Below are 21,757 nucleotides of genomic sequence, written 5' to 3' on the forward strand. Positions count from 1 at the left end.
GGACAACCGATGCGCTAATCTGGCCCGACAGCATTTCGAAAAACGGGAGAGTACCGATGAAAAGCTTCATATCCGCGCAAAACCTCTCCTTTGAAATCATGGATATGAAGCATCATGTCGTCCATTCAGATGCAGACGCTCGGCTACGCCGAACGCGTGGCGCCGGCACGGCGTCTTTCAAACCTTAGGGCCTTTCTCGGCTATTACCGCTTTCACCTGCCGATGGTCGCAGCCGATATCGGGGCTGCGATCCTGATCGCACTGACGGCGCTCGGCCTGCCGTTGACGGTCAATCACGTCACCAGCCATCTCGGCGAATGGCAGGCGTCGTCCGAACTTGTCCGCCATATCGTCACCGCCGGGCTCGTCATGCTCGGGCTTGTCGTCGTCCAGTCCGGTGCCGGCATGGTGGTAGACTATCAGGGACACTGGCTCGGCGCGCGCCTCGAAACGCGCGTGCGTCAGGAACTGTTCGACCATTGCCAGTCGCTGTCCTTCGGTTTCTACGATCGCAACCGCACCGGCCAGTTGATGAGCCGCATCACCACCGACACGTTCTGGCTGGGCGAACTGTTCCACCACGGACCGGAAGACCTGCTGATCATCGCGCTCAAGCTTGTCGGGGCAAGCGCCATCCTGATCTATCTCGACTGGCCGCTCGGCCTTCTGGTGACCGCCACCCTGCCCTTCGCCATCGCCTACACCCTTTATTGCAACGGCCTGATCCATCGCGCGCTGTCGAAGAGCAAGCGGCAGGCAGGCGAACTGAACGAACGGCTGGAGGACACGCTGGGCGGCATCCGGGTGGTCCAGTCCTATACCGCCGAGGCGATGGAGCGGGACAGCTTCGCGCGCGAGAACGACCGGTTCCTGCAAAGCCGGCGCGACGGCTACTGGGCGGACATGCTGTTCTACACCGGTAGCGAAGGTTTTGCCCAGTTCGTCACCATCGCCGTCGTCTCGCTCGGTGCCTGGCGCATCGCCATCGGTGCCCTGACCCTTTCAGACATGCTGACCTTCCTGCTCTGCGTCGGCGTGCTGGTCGACCCGATCAAGCGCATGGCGAATGTCACCCGGGTGATCCAGGAGGGCTGGACCGGTTTCGTGCGGGCGCAGGAGATTCTGGCCGTCAGGCCGGAGATTGTCGAGCGACCGGATGCGACCGCCCTTGACGTACAGCGCGGGGCGATCGCCTTTCGCGATGTCGGCTTTGTCTATGGGGCAGGACATGCACCTGTCTTTAACCGGCTGAACCTGACCATCGCGCCTGGCGAATTCGTGGCACTTGTCGGCGCGTCCGGCGTCGGCAAAAGCACGCTCGCGGCCCTTCTGCCGCGCTTCTATGATGTCACCGCAGGGGCAATCGAGATCGACGGGCGGGATATCCGTGACGTGACCTTGCCCTCGCTGCGCCGGGCGGTCGGCATCGTTCAGCAGGATGTCTACCTGTTTGCCGGCACGGTTGCGGAAAACCTGCGCTATGGACGTCCGGGGGCCACGGATGCTGAAGTCGTCGCAGCGGCCCGGGCTGCCAACGCCCACGACTTCATCATGAGACTGCCCGATCGTTACGAGACCGATATCGGACAACGCGGCGTCAAGCTTTCGGGCGGGCAAAAGCAGCGACTGACGATTGCCCGCGCCTTCCTCAAGGACCCGCCGATCCTGATCTTCGACGAGGCAACCAGCGCCCTCGACAACGAAAGCGAGGAGGCGGTGCAGACGGCCGTGCTCGATCTGGCAAGCGGACGCACGACCCTGGTCATCGCCCACCGCCTGTCGACCGTGCGCCGGGCCGATCGGATCGTGGTGCTGACGGCCGACGGCATCGCCGAAGAGGGACGCCACGACGACCTGCTGCAGGCGGGCGGTCCCTATGCCGCACTCTATGCGGCGCAGGCCCGGATCTAAGCGGAAAGGCCCACGGCGGATGATCGCCGCGGGCCTTTTTCACCGGCCCTCGATTTGCTAGCGGATCAGCCCCTGCGCACCATCGACCCAGATCGGTGTGCCGCTGATATGGCGGGCCTGATCGGATAAGAGAAAGGCGATGGCGTCTGCCACGTCGACCGACCGTCCCGGCTGCTTTCCGGTCAGGGGAATGGAGCCCTTTGGATAGGTCACCGGAATTTCCGCCTGCTCGCGATTGCGGATGTCGGTATTGTCGTCGATTTCGGTGTCGATGGCACCGGGGCAGACCGCATTGATGCGGATATGGTACGGCCCAAGCTCCACCGCCAGCTGCTGGACCAACGCATATTGCGCCGCCTTGCTGGCGCTATAGGCGGTCGCCCCCGGATTGGAAAAGGTGCGCGTGCCGTTGATCGAGGCGACGACCGCGATCGCCCCGCCGCCGGCGCGTTTCAGATAGGGGACGGTGAGATGCAGCGTCAGGTAGGTCCCGCGCAGGTTGACGGCGATAGTCTTGTCGAACTTCTCGGGCTTCAGGTCGTCGATCGGCGCCCAGACACCGTTGATCCCGGCATTGGCAACGACGGCATCGATACCGCCGAACTGCCGGGCCAGCGTCTCGCAGGCCGCGCGCATCGCCGTCTCGTCGGTAACGTCCGCATCCAGCGCCAGCGCCTGCCCGCCGGCCTTTTCTATCGCCTCGACCACGGAGTCCAGTTCGGATTTCGTATGCCCGAGCGCGCCGACGGCATAGCCTTGCTCGGCCAGAAGCCGCGCCGTTGCCTCGCCGATACCGGACCCGGCCCCGGTTACCAAAACAGTCTTCATCCCATCTGTCCTTCTCGAAACTTGCATTGTCCGAGACCAAACAGCCGGGCCTTCCGTTCAGTTCCAATGGCGTGTGCCAGGCGTATTGCCGAAGCAATGCGGGTTTCAAACTCTAATCCGGAGGGATTGAAGGGGCTTTCCCGCGCAAAGATGCGTGAGACAGCCTTGCGCAATCAACATTAATTAAGGTGTTCATGATATATCTTGTACCGGGAGACACTGGATAGACTTGGTGGTGGTGGAGGAAGCCATGACGACGATAGAAACCTGGATATGGATCTGCGCCTTTGTGGTGCTTGTGGCGCTGTTGACGCTGGCCGCCGCCATGGCGCTTGCGGTCTACCGCATAGCAATCGCGCGACGCGACGAATTCACCTTGAACATGCAGGCAAGCCGTCGCGCCTTGACACTCGCCGCGAAGCGCGCGCCGCCTGCCAGACGCCGCAGGAAGACCGCCCTCGTCGCCTGAGGCGAGCGACCGTCCGGGTAAGACTCACGAAGGGTGAAGGAGCGTGCGCCGGCCGTTGTCGAAGGACTTGCGCCCCCGCTTGAAGCCGCAGAGCACCGGCGCCACCTCGCGCACCGCCGACAGCGGCCCCTCGCAATCCAGCAGCACGATATCCGCCGCTGCCCCGACCGACAGACCGTGGGGAGCGCCGACAAGCCGCGCGGCGGCGGCCGTCACCATGTCGAACACCGCTGCGATATCCGCGTCGCGCGAAAGCTGCGCCACATTCGCATAGAGGTTCGCCATGCGCACCAGCGACGCATCGCCGAAGGGCGTGAACGGGTTGAGGACGTTGTTGGTGGCGATCGTCGCGGTAACGCCGGCAGCCGCCAGAAGATGGGCGGGCGCCACCCCGCGCGGCACCAGACGATCATGGCCGCGTCCATTGAGAAACAGATCGGTGGCCGGCAGCACGGTGAGCGCGATGCCTGCCGCGGCAAGCGCCACGGCGGCCTCGTTCAGCGCCTGCGGCGTCATCGCAGAGAGATTGGTGACATGGCCGATGGAAACCCGACCGGCATAGCCGTGCCTGCGGGTCGCGGCGATCACCGCCGGCAGGTCGGTGTGGGCGGGATCGAGGTCGAAATCCAGATGGAAGTCGACCGGAACATCGTGCCGAACCGCAAGTTCGAAGATCAGGTCGACATGCCGTGTCGGGTCGGCATCGGTATAGGGGCAACCACCGACAAGATCGGCGCCCTCGGCCAGCGCCCGGTCGAGCATGGCGAACGTCTCCATCTCCCCCGTCAGGCCTTCCTGGGCGAAGGCGCAGATCTCGATGTCGATGGCAAACGCATAGTCGGCCCGCAGGCGCTTGATCGCCTCGAATGACCGGAAGCCGGCCCGCGGATCGATCTCGACGAATGTCCGCATCCGCGTGGTGCCGTGACCGATTGCCTTTTCCACCACCTTGGCGGCGCGCAGATAGACGTCCTCCGCGGTGAAACCGGCCTTTGCCGCAGCCGTCTCCTTTACCGCTTCGGCAAGCGTGCCCTCGCAGATCCGGCAGCGGCCGAGAATGCAGGCCTTGTCGAGATGCACATGGGTATCGACGAAACCGGCGCAGGCAAAGGCGCCCTGCCCGTTCACTTCCTCGACGGCTTCGCAGACAAGCCTTGGGCCGATCGCCGCGATCAGGCCATCGGCAACGGCGATATCCTGCAAGGGCCCGCCTTCGCACAGACGCAGACTGCGGAGCACCAGATCGGCGCGCATCGCTCTAGCGTCCCTTGCCGCTAGGGCAGCGGACGAGCAGCACGGCAGTTGCGGCCATCATTCGGCCGGCTCCCCGGCTTTCAGCGTCGAGGCCAGCGCCTGCCAGTCGGCGACGGACGGCGTCGCAAGGTCGAAGGTCTCGTCGCTGCGACAATAGCCCTGCCCGCCCATGCGCCCGAGCGCACTCAGTCCCTTGGGGTCGACATGCAGCCGCTCGTTGACGATGTCGGAGCGGATATGCAGGGCCAGAACCTCGCCCAGCACGATTTCGCGCGACGCCCCGACCTCCAGCGTCACATGCCGGCGGCATTCGAAGGCGGCCGGCGCCTCGGCGATATAGGGAGACTTCACATGGGTACCCGGGATCGCCGTCAGACCTGCCGCCGCCAGCTCGTCGACATCGCTCGGGAAAGCCACCGCCGTGGTGTTCATCGCGGCCAGATTGTCGGCGCCGACGATGTTGACCGTGAACTCACCGGTGGCCCGGATGTTGTGGCCGGTGTCCTTGAAGGTCAGGTCGGCATGGTTCTCGACGCCGACCGCCAGCAGCGGCGGATCGGCCGACAGCACGCCGAAGAAGCTGAAAGGTGCCGCATTGACCCGGCCATCGCGGTCGACGGTGGTGATCCAGGCGATCGGCCGCGGCACCACGGTGCCGATCAGCAGCTTGTAGCAGTCGCGAGGGCTGAGCGTGCGAAAATCGAAGCGGGTGAAGCGCCCGTCGTCCGACGGGTGGGATGGGGGCTGGCTGTCGGACATGATCTCGCAATTTTTTCGAGGCGGAGGGAACAAACCGCATCATGGAGCGATTGTGCAGTGCAATCAATGTCCCGGACCCAAGATATCGCGTCCACGCAACGCCATCCTGTATTCGTCAGATATCGGAGCCGACCTCATGAACATCCGGCCAGCCTCATCCAATATCCGCCTGAATTTGAAATCTACGGTTGGCTGGGCTACATAGAATTTGAAGCGAGGCGTGGACATCTCCACGCCTTTTTCCATTTGCATTCACCGGTACGTCGAACATTGCCGGGTCAGAAGAAGGATATACTCACCGATATGTGTGGAATTGCCGGAGAGATCCGTTTTGATGGTTCGTTTGCCGATACCTCTGCTGTCGACAAGATGGCTTGTGTTCTTGCACCGCGCGGCCCCGACGGTAGCGGCGTTCTGGCACGCGGGCCGGTCGCCTTCGGACACCGGCGCCTGAAGATCATCGACCTCTCCGAAAACGCTGCCCAGCCGATGGCCGATCCGGCGCTCGGCCTGACGATCGTGTTCAACGGCTGCATCTACAACTATCCGGAGCTTCGACAGGAACTGCAGGCCAAAGGCTATACCTTCTTCTCCGATGGCGACACCGAGGTGATCCTGAAAGCCTTTCACGCCTGGGGCGAGGATTGCGTCAACCGCTTTCACGGCATGTTCGCCTTTGCCATCCATGAGCGCGACACGGGCGCGGTGACGCTCGCCCGCGACCGGTTCGGCATCAAGCCCTTCTATCTCGCCGAAAACGGCAAGCGCCTGCGCTTCGCCTCCAGCCTGCCGGCCCTGCTCGCCGCCGGCGACATCGACACCGACGTCGACAAGGCGGCCCTGCACAACTACATGAGCTTCCACGCCGTCGTGCCGCCGCCGCGCACCATCCTGAAGGGCGTGCGCAAGCTTCCCCCAGCCACCATTCGCCGGATCGAGAGTGACGGCACCAGCCGCGAGCGCCGATACTGGAACCCCTCCTATCTGCGGCGTGCCGAAGATGCCGGTCTCACCCGCAACGACTGGCGCGACCGGGTACTGGAAAGCCTGCGCACCGCCGTACGGCGCCGCATGGTCGCCGACGTGCCGGTCGGCGTGCTGCTGTCGGGCGGCGTCGATTCCAGCCTGATCGTCGGCCTGCTCGCCGAAGAAGGCCAGAAGGGCCTGATGACCTTCTCGATCGGCTTTGAAGAAGCAAACGGCGAAAAGGGCGACGAATTCGTCTATTCCGACCTGATCGCCAAGCGCTTCGAGACCGATCACCGCAAGATCTTCGTGCCGGCGAGCGACCTGATGAGCCACCTGCCCGACACGATCCGCGCGCAGTCCGAGCCGATGGTCTCCTACGACAATATCGGCTTCTACCTGCTGTCGCGCGAGGTCTCCAAGCACATCAAGGTGGTGCAGTCCGGCCAAGGCGCCGACGAGGTGTTTGCCGGCTATCACTGGTATCCGCCGCTGCTGAGCTCGACCGACGTCGTCAGCGACTATGCCAAGGTGTTCTTCGACCGCAGCCACGCGACGCTTGCCACCCAGATTTCGCCGGAATGGATGGCGGAAGAAGACGAGAGCCTGGAGCTGGTGCGGGCCCACCTGATGGGACCGAATGCCGAGACGCCGGTCGACCGCGCGCTGCGGCTCGATTCCGAAGTGATGCTGGTCGACGACCCGGTCAAGCGGGTCGACAACATGACCATGGCCTGGGGCCTGGAGGCGCGCGTGCCCTTCCTCGACCACGAACTGGTCGAACTGGCGGCCACCATCCCGCCGGAATTCAAGCTTGCCGACAACGGCAAGGGTGTATTGAAGGATGCAGCACGGCTGGTCGTGCCGAGCGAGGTGATCGACCGCAAGAAGGGCTATTTCCCGGTGCCGCAGCTCAAATATATCCAAGGCCCCTTTCTCGACATGGTCCGCGATGCGCTGACCTCGCAGAAGGCGCGCGAACGCGGCCTGTTCCAGACCAAGTGGCTCGATCAGCTGTTTGCCGATCCGGCTGCCCATATCACCCCGCTGCGTGGCTCCGAACTCTGGCAGGCCGCGCTTCTCGAAATGTGGTTGCAAGAGCATCAGATCTGAGGCCTGCCCATGTCGGATTCGAAGAAACAGCCTCCGGCCGCCTCACGCGGTCGTGACGTCGATGGCCAGCGCCTGAAGCGCATGCGCGAGACCGGTGCGAAACCGCCGATCAGCCAGCCCAACCAGAAGTCCGAGGGATGGAAGCCGGACTTCACGCTCGATTGCGGTTGGGGACGGCTGGTGTTCGCCCAGACCTTCGATCAGCTTTCCGACGTGGCCGGCGCGCTGCGCGAGGAAAAGGCCGACCGGCGCGACATCGCGGTTTATGTGCGCGATCCGCATGTGCTGCTGGCCAGCGCCCCGCTGGAAGTCTTTCTCGACCCCTCGCACACCTATCGGCTGAACCTGTCGAGCTACCGACCGTCGAAGAAGACGCCGAAAGGCTATTTCATCCGCCGGCTGACCTCCCGCGCGGACGCGGTGGCGATCAACCGCATCTATGCCTCGCGCGGCATGGTGCAGGTACCGCCGGACTTCTTCTGGTCGCAGCGTGATGCCCGCTCGATGATCTATTTCGTCGCCGAAGACGAGCGCACCGGCGAGATCCTGGGCACGGCGACCGGGGTCGACCATGCCCAGGCGTTCGGCGATCCCGAGCGCGGCTACTCGCTCTGGTGCCTGGCCGTCGATCCGCAGGCGCGCCATCCCGGCATCGGCGAAGCCCTGGTGCGGCGCCTGGCCGAATATGCCGAGGCACGGGGCTCTGCCTTTCTCGATCTTTCAGTACTGCACGACAATGTGCAGGCGACAGCGCTTTACGAGAAGCTCGGTTTCCAGCGGGTGCAGTTCTTCTCCGTCAAGCGGCGCAACTCGATCAACGAGCGGCTCTATACCGGACCGGAGACCGACGACGGGCTGAACCCCTATGCCACGATCATCGTGCGCGAGGCGCGCCGCCGCGGCATTCAGGTGGAGATCCTGGATGCACCCGGCGGCTTTTTCCGGCTGACCCAGGGCGGCGTGTCCGTACGCTGCCGCGAAAGCCTCTCCGAGCATACCTCCGCCGTCGCCATGTCGATCTGCGACGACAAGGCGACCACGCGACGGGTGGTCGAACAGGCCGGCGTCAAGGTCCCGCCGCAGATCAGCGCCGATGCGGACGAGGACAGGATCGCCGCGTTCCTCGAGGAACACGGCCGGCTCGTGGTCAAGCCTGCACGGGGCGAACAGGGCCGCGGCATATCGATCGGCCTGACCAGCATGGAAGAAATCGCCGACGCGATCGAGGTCGCCAAGCAGACCTCGAACGACGTGCTGATCGAGGCCATGGTCGAAGGGCATGACCTGCGTCTCGTGGTCATCAACTACAAGCTGGTCGCGGCCGCGATCCGCCGTCCACCCTTCATCATCGGCGACGGCCAGAGCACGGTTGCCGAACTAATTGCCGCCCAGAGCCGGCGCCGGGAAGCCGCCACCGGCGGGGAATCGAAGATCCCGATCGACGGCGAGACCCAGCGCACCATCGCCGCGGCCGGCAAGAGCCTCGACAGCGTGCTCGCGCTCAACGAGGAACTGACGGTGCGCAAGGCCGCCAACCTGCACACCGGGGGCACCATTCACGATGTCACCGGCGAGGTGCATCCGGCGCTGGTCGAAGCGGCTACCAAGGCCGCCCGGGCAATCGACATTCCGGTCGTCGGCATAGACTTCATGACGAAGTCGCCGCGCGAGCCGGACTATGCCTTCATCGAGGCAAACGAACGCCCGGGGCTTGCCAACCACGAACCGCAACCGACCGTCGAACGCTTCATCGATCTGTTGTTTCCGCTCTCCATGCCCGAGCCGACGCGGCAGGCCTTGCGCAAGGGCAGCCGGGCCGGTGAAAAGACCAAGGGCTGAGCGCAGGCGAACACCCTGAGGTTTTCGAGGGCTGTCAGCCACAGCGCGGACGGCCCTCCTCCTTCCGGATGCTATCGGCGCGGGGGCGAATCCGGCTAAGGCTCTCTTGGGAACGGCTGTCGCGTCCAGCGCAGCCGAAGCTTTGGAGGGAGCGAGGATGGCAAGAACACGCGTGGGGATCATCGGGCTCGGCATGGCCGCCGGCCATCATGCCCGTAGCCTGATCGATCTGAAAGACGAGGTGGAGGTCGTGGCCGCCTTCAGCCCGACCGAGGCGCGACGCAGCCGCTTCTGCGAACAATACGGCCTGCCGGTCACCGGCAATGTGGACGACATCTTCGACGCCGATACGGTCGATGCCGTGCTGATCCTGACACCGCCGAACACCCATCTCGAACTGGTCGAGCGCGCCGCGGCGGTTGGCCAGCATATCCTGCTGGAGAAACCGCTGGATGTGTCGCTCGAGCGGGCTAAGGCGATCGTCTCGGCGGCCGACGAAGCCGGCGTGTTGTTGTCCATCGTCTTCCAGAACCGCTTCCGCTCGTCCTACAGGACGCTGGAGGCATTGCTGCGATCGGGCGAGCTCGGCACCATCCTCGAGGCCTCCGCCAGCATCCGCAACTGGCGGCCTCAGAGCTATTACGACGAGCCGGGTCGCGGCACGCTTGCCCGCGACGGCGGCGGGGTGCTGTTGACGCAGGGCATTCACACGATCGACCTGCTCCTCAATCTGGCGGGACAACCGCAGGATATCGCAGCCTTTGCCCGCACCACACCGGTCCACACGATGGAGACGGAGGATCTTGTCAGCGGGGCCTTCGCGTTCGAAAACGGCGCCAGCGGCACCCTGATGGCGACCACCTGCGCCTATCCGGGCTATCCCGAGCGGATTGAACTGATCTGCACCAGGGGCACGGCCGTGCTGACCGGTGACAGTCTGGAGGCGCATCTGCGGGATGGACGCGCGATCGTCGAAAGCGCCACGGGCTCTGCCGGCTTCAAGGCCGACCCTATGGCCTTCGGTCATGAGCTGCACCGCGCGCTGATTGCCGACTTCCTCGCCGCCGTGCGCGGGCAGCGCCCGCCGATGGTCTCCGGCAACGACGCCCTGCGGGCTCACACCTTCATCGACGCCATACTGGCGAGCGGCAAACGCTGAGCCCGGGCGCCGCCGTTCGACACGGCAGAACGAAAAATGGCCCGCCATGCGTCTGTGTCACGGCGGGCCATTGGCGTTTTCGGCAGAACGCTGCGTTACCGCATCTGCAGCACGATCGGGTTGCTGCTCGCCGGATCGGTGCTTTCGCGCAGCGTCTTTACCTCGTCTGCCGTGACCGGCCCACCGGTATTGCCCCAGTTCGAACGGACATAGGAGAGCACGTCGGCGATCTGCCGGTCGTCCAGCTGGCCGCGATAGGGGGGCATGCGGTAGGCATCCGGCACGCCGGCCGTCACAACGCGGCCCGAACCGTTGAGCGTCGCATTGATCTGCGAGGCGTTCTCGCTGGTGAGCGAGGACGTGGCGCCGGCAAGCGGCGGGATCCACTGGTTCTTACCCCTGCCGTCCGGCCCGTGACAGAAGCTGCACTTGGCGGCGAATGTCTGGGCACCGGGCGTCGACGTGACCTCCCCGGCCGATGCCGTCTCGACATATTCCCACTTTTTGCCGTCACGGTCGGGATCGCCCGGCAGCGACTTCAGATAGTGGCCGATCGCCTTCAGGTCGTCATCGGTCATGAACTGGGTGGAGTTGTTATAGGCCTCGGTCATCGAACCGAAGACGACGGCATGCTCATTGCGGCCCTTCTGCAGGAAGGCGACGATATCGTCCTCGCTCCAGCGGCCGAGACCGGTATTGTGGTCCTGGCGCAGGCTCGGCGCGTACCAGCCATCGAGCAGGCCGCCCGAGAGATATTGCGGATCGCTTTCATCCAATGCCTTCTCGTTCATCGCCATGCCGCGCGGCGTATGACAGCTGCCGCAATGGCCAGGCCCCTGCACCAGATAGGCGCCGCGGTTCCAGAGGTCGTCCTGGTCGGATTTCGGCTGGTAGCGACCGCTATCGGTGAAGACCACGTTCCACATCGCAAGCGGCCAGCGCATGTTCATCGGTGCGGGAATGTCCGACGGCTTGTCTTCCTGCCGGACCGGTTCGACCTGATGCATGAAATAGGCGTAGAGCGCCTCGATCTCGTCGTCGCTCATCTTCACATAGGACGGATAGGGCATGGCCGGATAAATCCGATGGCCGTCGCGCGCGACGCCCTTGCGCACCGCGCGATCGAAGTCGGCCAGCGTATAGGCGCCGATGCCGGTATCCTTGTCGGGCGTGATATTGGTGGCGAAGATCGAGCCGAGCGGCGTGCCCATTTCAAGGCCGCCGGCGAAAGGCTTCGATTTCGGCGTGCTGTGGCAGGCCACGCAGTCTGCGAGCCGGGCGACATATTCGCCCTTCTGCAGGATATCGTCGGACGGCGATGCGGCGGCGGCGGTGTCGTCGAAGGGCGACGATGGCATGCGGTTGACGAACCAGGTCATGCCACCGCCGATGACGATGATGACCAGCAGGAGGATCAGTAGGATCTTTTTCAAGGGAAGCCCGCCTCTTTGGGGATGCTTTCACATTCAGGGGTGGAAGAGCAGACATCGGACGATCGACCGTTTTCCAGCCGCTTCACCTCCCGCGACCGGAAACCGGTTGCGGGAGGTGTAGGATGATGTCTGCCGGGGCGCAGCGTGTCGCGCCTCAGCTATCGAATTGATAGTTCTTCAGCGGCATGCTGCGGATCCGCTGACCGGTGAGGGTCGAGACCGCATTGGCGACGGCCGGCGGAATGGCCGGCAGGCCGGGTTCCCCGATGCCGCCCATCTTCTCCCCGCTTTCGATGATCTGCACATGGACGCGCGGCATGCGGTCCGGCGGCAGGATCGGGTAGAGATCGTAGTTGCGGGCGAGCGGTTCGCCGTTCTCGTAGACGGTTTCCTCCAGCAGCACCTGCGACAGGCCGAGCGCGGTCGCCGAATTGATCTGCGCCTTGATGATCGCCGGATTGACGATGCTGCCGGGGTCGATGACCTCCCAGACATCGTGCACCACCACTTCCCCGTTCCGGATGGAAACCTCGGCGATCGCGGCCGTATGGCTGCCGAAGGGCGACGCCATGGCCACGCCGCGGGCACGGCGCGTACCGTCTTGCGCGGTGAACGGTCCCCGCTTCCAGCCGCCGGACAGATCGCCGACGGTCTTCAGCAGCTTCGACAGCCGGTCATTGCCCTCCAGCAGCTTCATCCGCAGCTCGTACGGATCCTTGCCGCCCTTGTCGGCCATCTCGTCGAGGAAGCTTTCATAGAGAAAGTCGTTCATCGAATTGCCGACCGAGCGCCAATAGGCAAGCTGGGTCGGGTTCTCGACGAAGACCTGGGCGATGCGTCGATTGGGGATCGCATAGGGCTTCTCGGTCAGGCCCTCGACCGCCATCGGGTCTAGCTTGTTGTCGTCATGACCCGACAGCGCCTCGGACGGGCCCTCGCAGGCGCTGATCGCCTCGATCGCAACCGGCATGCCGTCATCATCGAGCGCACCACGGAAGCGCACCGCCGCCATCGGCCGCAGCGGATCGCGCAGGAACTCTTCCTCACGGGACCAGATCAGCTTGATCGGCCGCTTGGTCTCCTGGGCGAGCTGGATTGCCTGCGGATAGGGATTGGCCGCCGCATAGAGGAAGTGGCGACCGAAGAACCCGCCGAGAAGCGGGCTGTGGATATTGATTTTGGCGGCATCCAGTCCGGTCTGCTTGGCGATATCCGCCTGATACTGCTCCGGCGCCTGGTTCGGCATCCAGACGTCGAGCGTGCCGTCATCGTTGAAGCGGGCGAGCGTGGACGGCGGCTCCAGCTGCGCATGGTGCAGGTACTGGCTGCGATAGGTGGCCGACACCACGCTCTTTGAATCCTTCAGCACGCCGGTGGCGTCGCCTTCGTTCTCGGCTTCCTTGCCCTGGCCCGTCTCATTGGCCAGGCGGTCGCTGAAGGCAGCCGTCGAGAAGTCGGCCGGCATGTTGCGGGCGCCCTTCATCAGTTGCTCGTCGCCGGGTTCGACCCAGTCGACCTGCAGCGCTTCGGCACCGCGCTTGGCATTCCACCAGCGTTCGGCGACAACGGCAACCGCGCCCGGCAGCGTGTGGACGGATTCCACGCCGGTCATGCCCTTGACCTGATCCGCGTTGCGGATCTTGCCAACCGTCATGCCGAGACGCGGCGCGTGCTGGACGGCGGCATGCAGCATGCCGTCGACCTTGCAGTCGATGCCGAAGATCGCCCGGCCGGTCGACTTGTCGGCGATGTCGAGACGCTTGACCGGCTGGCGGATCCAGCGGAACTGGCTCGGATCGCGCAGCTTGACGCTGTCGGCGGCCGGGACCGGCAGGTCCATCGCGTCGCCGGCGACGTCGCCGTAATTCATCGTCCGGTTAGAGGCGGCGTGGATCACCTGGCCCGGCTTGGTGTCGAGCTCACCAACCGGAACGTCGAGACGGGCGGCAGCCGCCTGCAGGATCATCTGGCGGGCGGAGGCACCGAGCTTGCGCATCGTGTCATAGCTTGTGCGTACCGACATGCTGCCGCCGGTGATCCGCATCTTGCCGAAGACCACCAGATAATCGGGGCCGGCGGGCGCATTCTCGACGATGAAGGACTGCGGGTCCATGTCGAGTTCCTCGCCGACGATTTGCGCCATGGCGGTGAACACGCCCTGCCCGCCTTCGACGAAGGGGCTGAGCAGTCGAACCGTGTTGTCGGGGCGAATTTCGAGGAAGGCGGGGACGCGGGTGCCGGGCGCCACTTTTTCCGCCGCCTGCTGGGCGCGGGCGGGGCTGACCGGAATGCCGAAGCCGAGCACCAGCGCGCCGGCCGTAACACCGGCCGACGATAGCAGGAAGCCGCGGCGGGACAGGTTGACCGGCGCGCCGGTCGGAAGCTCGGACGCGATATCGAGAGACTGTTTCATGTCGTTCACAGCGTTGCCTCCTTCTTCTGCCCGGCGAGGTCCTGGACCGCCGCCTTGATTGCATTATAGGTGCCGCAACGACAGAGATTGATCATTGCAGCCGCGATGTCGTCTTCGGTCGGGTTCGGCGTCTGCTTCAGAAGCGCGGTGGCGGCCATGACCTGGCCGGACTGACAGTAACCGCATTGCGGCACCTGATGGTCGATCCACTTGGCGACAACGGCCTTGCCGACCTCGTCGTCCTCGATCGCCTCGATTGTGGTGATCTTGGCGCCCTCGACACTATCGAGCGGGGTGACGCAGGAACGTACGATCTCCCCGTTGACGAGCACCGAACAGGCCCCGCACTGGGCAAGGCCGCAGCCGTATTTGGTTCCGGTCATCCCGAGTTCATCGCGAATGACCCACAGGAGCGGCGTGTCGCCGTCCGACGAGACATCATAGCTCTGGTCGTTGATCTGAAGTTTCATGGCTCTTCCCCAAGTTTGAATATGGCGGCTGGCGAGCGGCGGGCGGACTGGTTTCAGTCTGCCCGAAGCGGTGCCGCGAAGCGTGCTGAAACGAGATAGGTATTCCGCATAGCAATTTCACCGAATACATTATCTGGTGCGAAGACAGGCGTCCAGCACGATTGGCCGCCGGTTGAGACAGCGCGAGCGCGGTACGGCCCTGTTTAACAAATTAGGCCGCTCGACGAGGATTTCAAAGCGCGTGGCGCATTTTGCCGTGGCGAAAAAACTATCATTTGACGCGGCAGCAAGAGACGATCTCGACAGCACGAGCATCCGCCATCATCGCCCGCGGCATCCGGAGGCCGAACCGGTCGGCACCGCCCCGCGGCACTTGGCAAATGCTCAACGCCAGCCCCCGTTTTGCACCCAGAGGATATAGAAATGCACCCGGTGACATCCGGCGTTTGAACTTCCGATATTCCCGGCATGATATCGTGGGCCGGCAGATGCCGCACGGGAATGCAGGGAAATGAAACGTGAAACTGACAGCTATCGGGACAGAGCCGAGCGGGCCGAAAACACGGTTTCGGCCCGCTGCATCCGTATCCACGCCAAGGCGGCAAATGCAGCATTGCCCGGCATTTTCGGCGGAATAAGGGCCATGAGAGCAAGAAAAGCCAACGGTTTTGACGCTCAGCACAACGCTCAGCACAACGCTTACCCTTATCCTAACATAGGAGTGGGACGCGCCGGCGATGGGTGGCACCAGAAGGGGGATACGCGCATGGCCTCGAATGCACATGGAAACAATGAGCAGCAGCGCGGCGTCAGGCCGCCCGGCAATGCCCGGGTTGAACCCTTTCGGCCCACCCCCGGTCGACACCGCCCAACCACCCATGCTGCCAAGACGTCGGCCTTGTCCGGCGTCTTCCTGCGCCGGCAACGCACGCGCCGGCATCTCGTGCTCATCGGGCTCGAGGGCCATATCCCCGACCGGTCGCCGCCGCGATAAACATCATGGCGCCTCTAGCAGAAGACCTGGGACGTATCCCGATGCGGCCGGCGCCAGCCACGAAATTTGAGCACCAAAACCGTCACCAGTGAAGGCCGCTTAAAAAAAACGACAGGTGAGACATGAACCTTTCGTCAGCAGCACGGCACCAATCACTGCAGATAGCAAAGTGAAACAGGATGCGAATACTTAAATCGATCCGACCATCCCTCAGGGGGTTGAAGCCACAAACCGAAGAAGCATTGCTGGCCGCAGTCGCCGAGGGGGACATGGTTGCCTTTGAAAAGATCTACCACCGGTATTTTCCCAAGCTGATGCATTTTGCGCGTCGCATCGCGGGAAGCAGCGAAGCCGCCGAGGAAATCGCCAACGACACGCTCATGGTCGTCTGGCGCACGGCAGACCGCTTCGAGGGTCGCTCGAAACCCTCGTCCTGGATCTTCGGCATCGCATACCGGCTGTCGCTCAAGCAGCGACAGAGCCTCGGCCGCCGCAAGGGCGAGGTTGTGCTCGACGAAAACCTCGTCGACGACAACAGCGACACGGCCGATGCGGTCATGAGGCAGAAAGACCTCGACGGCGCTCTGCAGCAATTGACCCCCGAATTACGGGCGGTCGTTGAATTGACGTACTACAACGGCTACCTCTATACGGAGATAGCCGAAATCCTTGGGTGCCCTGTGGGCACTGTGAAGACGCGGATGATGACGGCACGGCGACGCCTGCGGGCTATGCTGTCCGACGATCCGCAACTATTTTCGGAGAACGCAGTTGCATGGACACTCGGAGTTCAAGATCAAGAGACAGTCATGATGCCGTCTGGGAACTCATCCCGTGGTTCGTGAATGGCTCTTTGCCCCCTGCAGAGAAAGAACTCGTGCGGCGTCATATCGTGACCTGCGCGGAATGTGCTGCCGAAGTGGCGCGCCAGCACAAGGTTGCCAAGCACGTCGCCACCGCTGACCCTTTTGAACAGCCCCTGTCGCGCAGTTGGGAAAAACTACGCGCGCAGATCGAATCGGATGATCGCATCGCCAGACCGCAATTCCGCGCTCGGCGCCGGTTCGGTGGATATCGGGGCTCTTTCACGCTGGCCGCCGCCAGCCTTGCGGCATGTCTCGTCGCCGTCGTCATGTTCGGCCCGGCAGACCACAATTTCCGCACGCTGACCAGCAGTATCCCGGAAGACCTCCACACCGTCAAATTCCAGACCAAGCCCGGTATTGGTGTCGATGAGATCAAGGCTATTCTGACCAGGCACGGCCTGTCTCTCGTCTCCGGCCCGTCGGAAACCGGCGTCTACACCGCAAAATCCATCTCCGAGGCTGACGCGGCAAATCTTCAGACCGTATCGCAGGCGCTCATGGAAACCCCGGAAATCCTCTTCGCGGCACCGGACGAGCAGCAGTGATCCGCGCGGTCGCTTTCCTCCTCTGTCTGGCGCTCGCCTCTGCCCTGTCCACCGGGGCCAAGGCGCAGACGCCACCGCCGCGCCCGGTGCCGGCCAATACGCTGCCGGCCCGAACGCACCTGATCCTGACGGTGCCGCTCGCGAACGCGCAGACGCTTGCGGCCACCGCAGCGGCGATCACCAACGACTTCGGCGTGACGCTGTCCGCCGAATGGCCGCTCCAGTCGATCTCGGTCCACTGCTTCGTGGTGGAGGTCGGCCGGCAGACGGACATCGACGCTCTGGTGCAGCGGATGCGGGCCGATGCCCGGATCCGCACCGTTCAGCGGATGCAGGACTTCAACACCTTCGCCAGCAGCAAGTCGGCCCGGCATTTTCCGGTCCAGCAGGCCCTGGTCCAGCTGAACGCGGTCGCGGCCCAGCGCATCTCCAAAGGAGCCAACGTCAAGGTCGCCATTGTCGATTCCGCCATTGACGGCACCCACCCCGATCTCTCCGGTCGCGTGGAAGCGCTGCGCGATTTCGTCGATGACGACCGCCAGGGCAAGGGCGAGGCGCATGGCACGGCCATTGCCGGGATCATCGGTGCCGATGCCACGAACGCGACCGGTATGGTCGGCGTGGCGCCGGATGCCGAACTGGTCGGCCTCAGGGCCTGCTGGCAGGCCAAGGGCAAGGCCGGGCATTGCAACAGTTTTTCGCTCGCACGCGCGCTGAACTTCGCCATCCTCAACCATTTCGACGTGATCAATATGAGCCTTGGCGGCCCACCGGACCTGCTGCTGGGCGAACTCATTCATGCCGCGATCGACAGCGGTGCCGTTGTCGTTGCGGCCTGGGGCGAAGGCGACAAGGCTGCCTTTCCCGCCTCTGTGCCGGGCGTCATCGCCGCCGGCCGCTCGGCAGACACGGCAATCCCCGCTCCATCGGTCGACGTGCTGAGCACGGCTCCGCACAACCACTACAACTATGTTTCGGGCTCATCGGTCGCAGCCGCTCATGTATCGGGCGTTGTTGCCCTGCTGCTGGCGGCCCATCCTGGCCTGCATGCGAACGATGTTGCGAAGACCCTCCATGCCGCCGTCGAGGCCCGTCACGGCAAGCCGATGCTCGATGCCTGCCAGGCACTCGACGCGGTGGTCGACAAGCCCTTCAGCTGCACGCAGTGACCCTCAAGTGGCCACTTGAGACAACGTTCTCGTCTTAAATCCACAATATGACGTATCCACCTGTCTTGTAAGCGTTTTTAGCCATCAAGAGAGGCGCTCTTGCGCGCCGGATGCCCCACCTCACCGACACATCCTTTGCATCTGCCGCGGATTTTTTTCGCGGCCATGAACCTGATCGGCTCCTTTGGGAACCTACGGGGCAGAACGCATATCCGTTCGCCCCGTCCGGGCGGGCCCACGCCTTGGCAAATGGCGGAAAGACAAAAGGATCCTAGATGACTGCGCGCCTCGTTTTCATGATCTTGGGACTGATCCTCGGAGCACTGCCCGCCGCAGCGCAGCAGTTTGACCGGGTGGTCGCACTGGTGGTGTCGGTTGGTACCGGTGCCGCACGCGCCGACGCCGTCCAGACGCAGCTCCAGTTGATGGGCGTCGAGACGCTCCGATCGGTCGATCCCAACAATTCCGAACTGCGTTCGATCCTCACCCGCTTCGCCCGTGAGGCTGCCAATTCGCGCGCCACCGTCGTTTATATCGACGCACCGGCCGTGAATTTCGAAGGCCGCTCTTTCGTCCTCCCGGCCGGCGCCAAGCTCGACCGTTCGACCGACATCTTCACCCAGGGCATCCCGATCAACGCCTTCTCCCGCTCGAGCGCCCAGGCGGAACAGGGCGGCGCCGTGGTGATGACAGCGGTGGATATCCGCAGCGAACTGGCGAGCGGACTGAGCGTGATGAAAAGCGCGCCCGAAGGCACGCCGGGCTCCGGCTCGGTCCTGGTCGCCGATGTCAGCGCCTTTGGCCCGGTCATCGCCAACCTCTCGGCCGCCGCAACCCAGCCGCAGGTCGAACTCGGGGCGCTGCTGCGCCGCCTGTCGGTGGTCGACAATGTGTCGATCTCCAGCTTTCCGGCCAACCCGATCAATCTGCGCGAACCGCCGCAGCAGGCTGAAGCGGCCCCGGCCCCTGTCGCCATCCCGCAGGCTGAGCCGCAGCCGGAGACAGCCTCCGAAGCGCCGGAGGCGGCCGCCGCACCCGCCGAAACGCCGGAAGAACTGACCCTTCTCGAGCAGCAGCTGTCGCGCGCCGCCAAGCGGGCTATCCAGCGCAAGCTGCGCGATCTCGGCTTCTACCAGGGCCTGGTCGATGGCGTGTTCGGACCGCAGACGCATGACGCCATCAAGGCGTTCCAGAAGGGTCGATCGGCTGAACCGACAGGCCTGCTGAACCGCAGGCAGTTGCTCGAGCTGAGCGCCTGATCGCCGGACGGACGTCCCCCGCTCCCATTTCAACCGCGCAAGGAAGCGCGAAACCCAGGATCAAACCCGATGGGCCTTCGCCTCAAATACAACATCGTTCTTCTCCTGACCTGCGTGCTGGGCATCGCTGCCGCATCGGCGATCTCCTATTTCATCGTGCAGAAATCGGCCGTCAACGACATCCGGCAATCGATCAGCCTGATCCGGGCGAATGCCAATGCCATTCGCTCCTACACGCTCAACAGCGTCGGTCCGCTTCTGAATGACGACAGCGACATCCTCTTCCTGCCGGAAACCGTGACCGCATTCGCCACCCATACGGTGTTTGCCAATTTCCACGAGCAGTTTCCGGAATTCGGCTACAAGGAAGCTGTTCTCGACCCGACCAATCCGGCGGACCGCCCCGACAAGCTGGAGGCCTCGCTGATCGAGCAGTTGCGCGGCGACGCCTCGCTGAAGGAAGTGGCCTCCGTGGTCGAGAAGGACGGTGCGCGGTTTCTGACCGTCGCCTTCCCGATCACCATTACGCAGGAGGGCTGCCTCCACTGCCATTCGACCCCTGAGGCCGCCCCGCCCGCGATGGTCGATCTCTACGGCACGAAGAACGGCTTCAACTGGCAGCTGGGCGAAACGGTCGGCGCGCAGGTCATCTCGGCGCCCATGTCCATCGTCGACGAGCGCGCCAAGGAGACCGTCATCATCCTGATCGCCGGCCTGGCCCTGGTCTTCGTCTTCGTCTTCATCATGACGAACCTGATGCTCGGCCGCATCGTGCTGCGCCCGGTTCGACGCATGTCTGATATGGCCGAGAAGGTCAGCATGGGTGATTTCTCCACCCCCGAATACAGCAAGCCCGGCAAGGACGAGATCAGCTCGCTCTCGGCCTCGTTCAACCGGGTCCGGCGCAGCCTCGAACGGGCGATGAGCATGATCGATGTCTGACGCAACCGTCATCGCGCCCGGCGGCCCTCGCAGGTTTGTCGGCAAATACCGGATCGACGGGATTCTCGGCGAAGGGGCCATGGGCCGCGTCTATGCGGGCCAGGACCCCGACATCGATCGACCCGTCGCGATCAAGACGATCCACCAGCACCTGATAGACGCAGCCGGCAGTCAGGAATGGCTGGACCGGTTCGGCCGCGAAGCCCGCGCCGCCGGCCGTGTGCTGCACCAGAACCTCGTGACCATCTTCGACTTCCTGCAGGAAGATGGCGTTCCCTATCTGGTGATGGAGCGCATCCGCTCGATCACGCTCGAAGACCGCCGGGCATCGCCCGAACCGCTGCCGCTGGAGGAGGTGCATGCGATCATGTCGCAGATCCTCGCCGGCCTCGGATGCATTCATGCCGCCGGCATCGTGCACCGCGACATCAAGCCCGCCAACGTGATGCTGACCGATGACGGCACGGTCAAGCTGACCGACTTCGGAATTGCCCGACTGACCGCCATGGAAGCGACCGGCGCCGGCATGGCCGGCACCCCTTCCTACATGGCGCCCGAACAGCTGATGGGCACCGAAGTCGATGCCCGCGCCGACATCTACGCCACCGGCGTGGTGCTCTACGAACTGCTGACCGGGCAGAAGCCCTACAAGGGCGGCGGCGTCGAGGCGCTGTTCGAAGCGGTGCGCAATGGCCGGATGACCTGCCCGAGCGAGCTTGTCCCCACCCTGCCGCCGGCGCTGGACGACATCGTGCTGAAGGCGATGAATGTCGACCGGGAAAAGCGCTTTGCCGATGCCCGGGAGATGCGCGAGGCGCTGGCGGCGGTGTTGCCGAGGGCGGACCACACGGGCCTCATCGACGTCGCCCCGGCGCCGCGCTCGGCAGTCGCACAGGGTGGCCCGATGACGGCAACCATGCTCAGCCGGATGAGCGCCCAGACCCTCTACAAGATCGAGCAGCACCTCACCTCGAATATCGGGCCGATGGGCAAGATCATCGCCCGCCGTGCGGCAGCCAGCGCGACAAGCACCGAGGAAATGGTGGAGGCCGTGCTGCGCGAGTTCACCAATGAAGGCGAGCGCGAGAACATGCGCAAGATGATCGAGCGGGCGCTGTCCGATGTCTCGACCTCGGCATCCTCGACCCCGACCGCGTTTCCCGAAGACAGTCTGGCCGCCATCACCGACCTCCTGAAGCCGCAACTCGGACCGATTGCACGCGTGCTTGTCCGCCAGGTCGCGCGCAAGGCCTCCTCCCTCGACGACCTTGTCCGACAGGTTGCCGAAAACGTCACCGAAGGACCCGAGCGCGAGCGGTTCCTCAAGGCCGCCATGAGCGCTCTCAGCCGCTAGCGGCCGCCTCTCGC

17 protein-coding genes are annotated in these 21,757 nt (G+C 64.1%); 11 read left to right on the forward strand and 6 right to left on the reverse strand.

Annotation, left to right across the window (positions count from 1 at the left end):
- The first annotated feature begins 129 nt into the window (after nt 1-129).
- The gene (locus J2Z17_RS19375) at nt 130-1,911 is read left to right on the forward strand and encodes an ABC transporter ATP-binding protein (protein ID WP_245224234.1); all 1,782 of its coding nucleotides are present in this window, start codon (nt 130-132) and stop codon (nt 1,909-1,911) included.
- A gap of 57 nt (nt 1,912-1,968) precedes the next feature.
- On the opposite strand, the gene J2Z17_RS19380 is transcribed toward J2Z17_RS19375, so the two are convergent.
- Nucleotides 1,969-2,739 carry an SDR family oxidoreductase gene (locus tag J2Z17_RS19380; RefSeq protein ID WP_209947295.1) on the reverse strand — a complete coding sequence of 257 codons (771 nt, stop codon included), beginning with the start codon at nt 2,737-2,739 and terminating at the stop codon, nt 1,969-1,971.
- 250 nt (nt 2,740-2,989) lie between these two features.
- On the opposite strand from J2Z17_RS19380, the gene J2Z17_RS19385 reads away from it, so the two are divergent.
- Nucleotides 2,990-3,208, forward strand: coding sequence for a hypothetical protein (locus J2Z17_RS19385; RefSeq protein WP_209947296.1), 219 nt, complete (start codon nt 2,990-2,992; stop codon nt 3,206-3,208).
- 24 nt (nt 3,209-3,232) lie between these two features.
- On the opposite strand, the gene J2Z17_RS19390 is transcribed toward J2Z17_RS19385, so the two are convergent.
- Both J2Z17_RS19390 and J2Z17_RS19395 read right to left on the reverse strand, forming a co-directional pair.
- Nucleotides 3,233-4,462, reverse strand: a complete 1,230-nt coding sequence (locus tag J2Z17_RS19390) for an amidohydrolase family protein (RefSeq protein ID WP_209947297.1) — start codon at nt 4,460-4,462, stop codon at nt 3,233-3,235.
- Between the two features lie 57 nt (nt 4,463-4,519).
- Nucleotides 4,520-5,221 carry a flavin reductase family protein gene (locus J2Z17_RS19395; RefSeq protein WP_209947298.1) on the reverse strand — a complete coding sequence of 234 codons (702 nt, stop codon included), beginning with the start codon at nt 5,219-5,221 and terminating at the stop codon, nt 4,520-4,522.
- A 303-nt stretch (nt 5,222-5,524) separates the two neighbouring features.
- On the opposite strand from J2Z17_RS19395, the gene J2Z17_RS19400 reads away from it, so the two are divergent.
- The 3 genes from J2Z17_RS19400 (at nt 5,525) to J2Z17_RS19410 (ending at nt 10,298) form a co-directional block, all read left to right on the forward strand.
- Nucleotides 5,525-7,300 carry an N-acetylglutaminylglutamine amidotransferase gene (locus tag J2Z17_RS19400; protein WP_209947299.1) on the forward strand — a complete coding sequence of 592 codons (1,776 nt, stop codon included), beginning with the start codon at nt 5,525-5,527 and terminating at the stop codon, nt 7,298-7,300.
- Between the two features lie 9 nt (nt 7,301-7,309).
- Complete coding sequence (gene ngg, locus J2Z17_RS19405) at nt 7,310-9,139, forward strand: N-acetylglutaminylglutamine synthetase (protein ID WP_209947300.1); 1,830 nt, start codon at nt 7,310-7,312, stop codon at nt 9,137-9,139.
- 157 nt (nt 9,140-9,296) lie between these two features.
- Nucleotides 9,297-10,298, forward strand: a complete 1,002-nt coding sequence (locus tag J2Z17_RS19410) for a Gfo/Idh/MocA family protein (protein WP_209947301.1) — start codon at nt 9,297-9,299, stop codon at nt 10,296-10,298.
- Between the two features lie 95 nt (nt 10,299-10,393).
- Here the strand turns inward: J2Z17_RS19410 and J2Z17_RS19415 are convergent, their stop codons facing one another.
- From J2Z17_RS19415 to J2Z17_RS19425, 3 genes are all read right to left on the reverse strand, one after another.
- Nucleotides 10,394-11,731: a c-type cytochrome gene (locus tag J2Z17_RS19415; RefSeq protein ID WP_209947302.1), complete on the reverse strand. Its 1,338-nt coding sequence runs from the start codon at nt 11,729-11,731 to the stop codon at nt 10,394-10,396.
- Nucleotides 11,732-11,885: 154 nt separating this feature from the next.
- The gene (locus J2Z17_RS19420; RefSeq protein ID WP_209947404.1) at nt 11,886-14,144 is read right to left on the reverse strand and encodes a xanthine dehydrogenase family protein molybdopterin-binding subunit; all 2,259 of its coding nucleotides are present in this window, start codon (nt 14,142-14,144) and stop codon (nt 11,886-11,888) included.
- 5 nt (nt 14,145-14,149) lie between these two features.
- Entirely contained in the window at nt 14,150-14,614 is a 465-nt protein-coding gene (locus J2Z17_RS19425) for a (2Fe-2S)-binding protein (protein ID WP_209947303.1), read from the reverse strand.
- Between the two features lie 1,173 nt (nt 14,615-15,787).
- On the opposite strand from J2Z17_RS19425, the gene J2Z17_RS19430 reads away from it, so the two are divergent.
- The 6 genes from J2Z17_RS19430 to J2Z17_RS19455 all read left to right on the forward strand — a co-directional run bounded on the left by J2Z17_RS19430 (nt 15,788) and on the right by J2Z17_RS19455 (nt 21,743).
- Nucleotides 15,788-16,453: an RNA polymerase sigma factor gene (locus J2Z17_RS19430; protein ID WP_209947304.1), complete on the forward strand. Its 666-nt coding sequence runs from the start codon at nt 15,788-15,790 to the stop codon at nt 16,451-16,453.
- Between the two features lie 32 nt (nt 16,454-16,485).
- Complete coding sequence (locus J2Z17_RS19435; protein WP_245224214.1) at nt 16,486-17,019, forward strand: hypothetical protein; 534 nt, start codon at nt 16,486-16,488, stop codon at nt 17,017-17,019.
- Nucleotides 17,016-18,188, forward strand: coding sequence for a S8 family peptidase (locus tag J2Z17_RS19440; protein ID WP_209947306.1), 1,173 nt, complete (start codon nt 17,016-17,018; stop codon nt 18,186-18,188). The genes J2Z17_RS19435 and J2Z17_RS19440 overlap by 4 nt, the downstream gene beginning before the upstream one ends.
- A gap of 275 nt (nt 18,189-18,463) precedes the next feature.
- Complete coding sequence (locus tag J2Z17_RS19445; protein ID WP_209947307.1) at nt 18,464-19,447, forward strand: peptidoglycan-binding domain-containing protein; 984 nt, start codon at nt 18,464-18,466, stop codon at nt 19,445-19,447.
- Between the two features lie 69 nt (nt 19,448-19,516).
- On the forward strand, nt 19,517-20,389 hold the full coding sequence (locus J2Z17_RS19450; RefSeq protein ID WP_209947308.1) for a c-type heme family protein: 873 nt from the start codon (nt 19,517-19,519) through the stop codon (nt 20,387-20,389).
- Complete coding sequence (locus J2Z17_RS19455; RefSeq protein ID WP_209947309.1) at nt 20,382-21,743, forward strand: serine/threonine-protein kinase; 1,362 nt, start codon at nt 20,382-20,384, stop codon at nt 21,741-21,743. The genes J2Z17_RS19450 and J2Z17_RS19455 overlap by 8 nt, the downstream gene beginning before the upstream one ends.
- Nucleotides 21,744-21,757: the final 14 nt, after the last annotated feature.

The sequence above is a fragment of the Heterorhizobium halophytocola genome (genome assembly GCF_017873095.1).
Lineage (GTDB): Bacteria > Pseudomonadota > Alphaproteobacteria > Rhizobiales > Rhizobiaceae > Allorhizobium > Allorhizobium halophytocola.

Excerpts from the sequence above, each read along its gene's own strand:
- J2Z17_RS19375 (WP_245224234.1), top strand. The coding sequence starts at position 130 with ATGCAGACGCTCGGCTACGCCGAACGCGTGGCGCCGGCACGGCGTCTT.
- J2Z17_RS19380 (WP_209947295.1), bottom strand. The coding sequence starts at position 2,739 with ATGAAGACTGTTTTGGTAACCGGGGCCGGGTCCGGTATCGGCGAGGCA.
- J2Z17_RS19385 (WP_209947296.1), top strand. The coding sequence starts at position 2,990 with ATGACGACGATAGAAACCTGGATATGGATCTGCGCCTTTGTGGTGCTT.
- J2Z17_RS19390 (WP_209947297.1), bottom strand. The coding sequence starts at position 4,462 with ATGCGCGCCGATCTGGTGCTCCGCAGTCTGCGTCTGTGCGAAGGCGGG.
- J2Z17_RS19395 (WP_209947298.1), bottom strand. The coding sequence starts at position 5,221 with ATGTCCGACAGCCAGCCCCCATCCCACCCGTCGGACGACGGGCGCTTC.
- J2Z17_RS19400 (WP_209947299.1), top strand. The coding sequence starts at position 5,525 with ATGTGTGGAATTGCCGGAGAGATCCGTTTTGATGGTTCGTTTGCCGAT.
- ngg (WP_209947300.1), top strand. The coding sequence starts at position 7,310 with ATGTCGGATTCGAAGAAACAGCCTCCGGCCGCCTCACGCGGTCGTGAC.
- J2Z17_RS19410 (WP_209947301.1), top strand. The coding sequence starts at position 9,297 with ATGGCAAGAACACGCGTGGGGATCATCGGGCTCGGCATGGCCGCCGGC.
- J2Z17_RS19420 (WP_209947404.1), bottom strand. The coding sequence starts at position 14,144 with ATGAAACAGTCTCTCGATATCGCGTCCGAGCTTCCGACCGGCGCGCCG.
- J2Z17_RS19425 (WP_209947303.1), bottom strand. The coding sequence starts at position 14,614 with ATGAAACTTCAGATCAACGACCAGAGCTATGATGTCTCGTCGGACGGC.
- J2Z17_RS19430 (WP_209947304.1), top strand. The coding sequence starts at position 15,788 with ATGCGAATACTTAAATCGATCCGACCATCCCTCAGGGGGTTGAAGCCA.
- J2Z17_RS19445 (WP_209947307.1), top strand. The coding sequence starts at position 18,464 with ATGACTGCGCGCCTCGTTTTCATGATCTTGGGACTGATCCTCGGAGCA.
- J2Z17_RS19450 (WP_209947308.1), top strand. The coding sequence starts at position 19,517 with ATGGGCCTTCGCCTCAAATACAACATCGTTCTTCTCCTGACCTGCGTG.
- J2Z17_RS19455 (WP_209947309.1), top strand. The coding sequence starts at position 20,382 with ATGTCTGACGCAACCGTCATCGCGCCCGGCGGCCCTCGCAGGTTTGTC.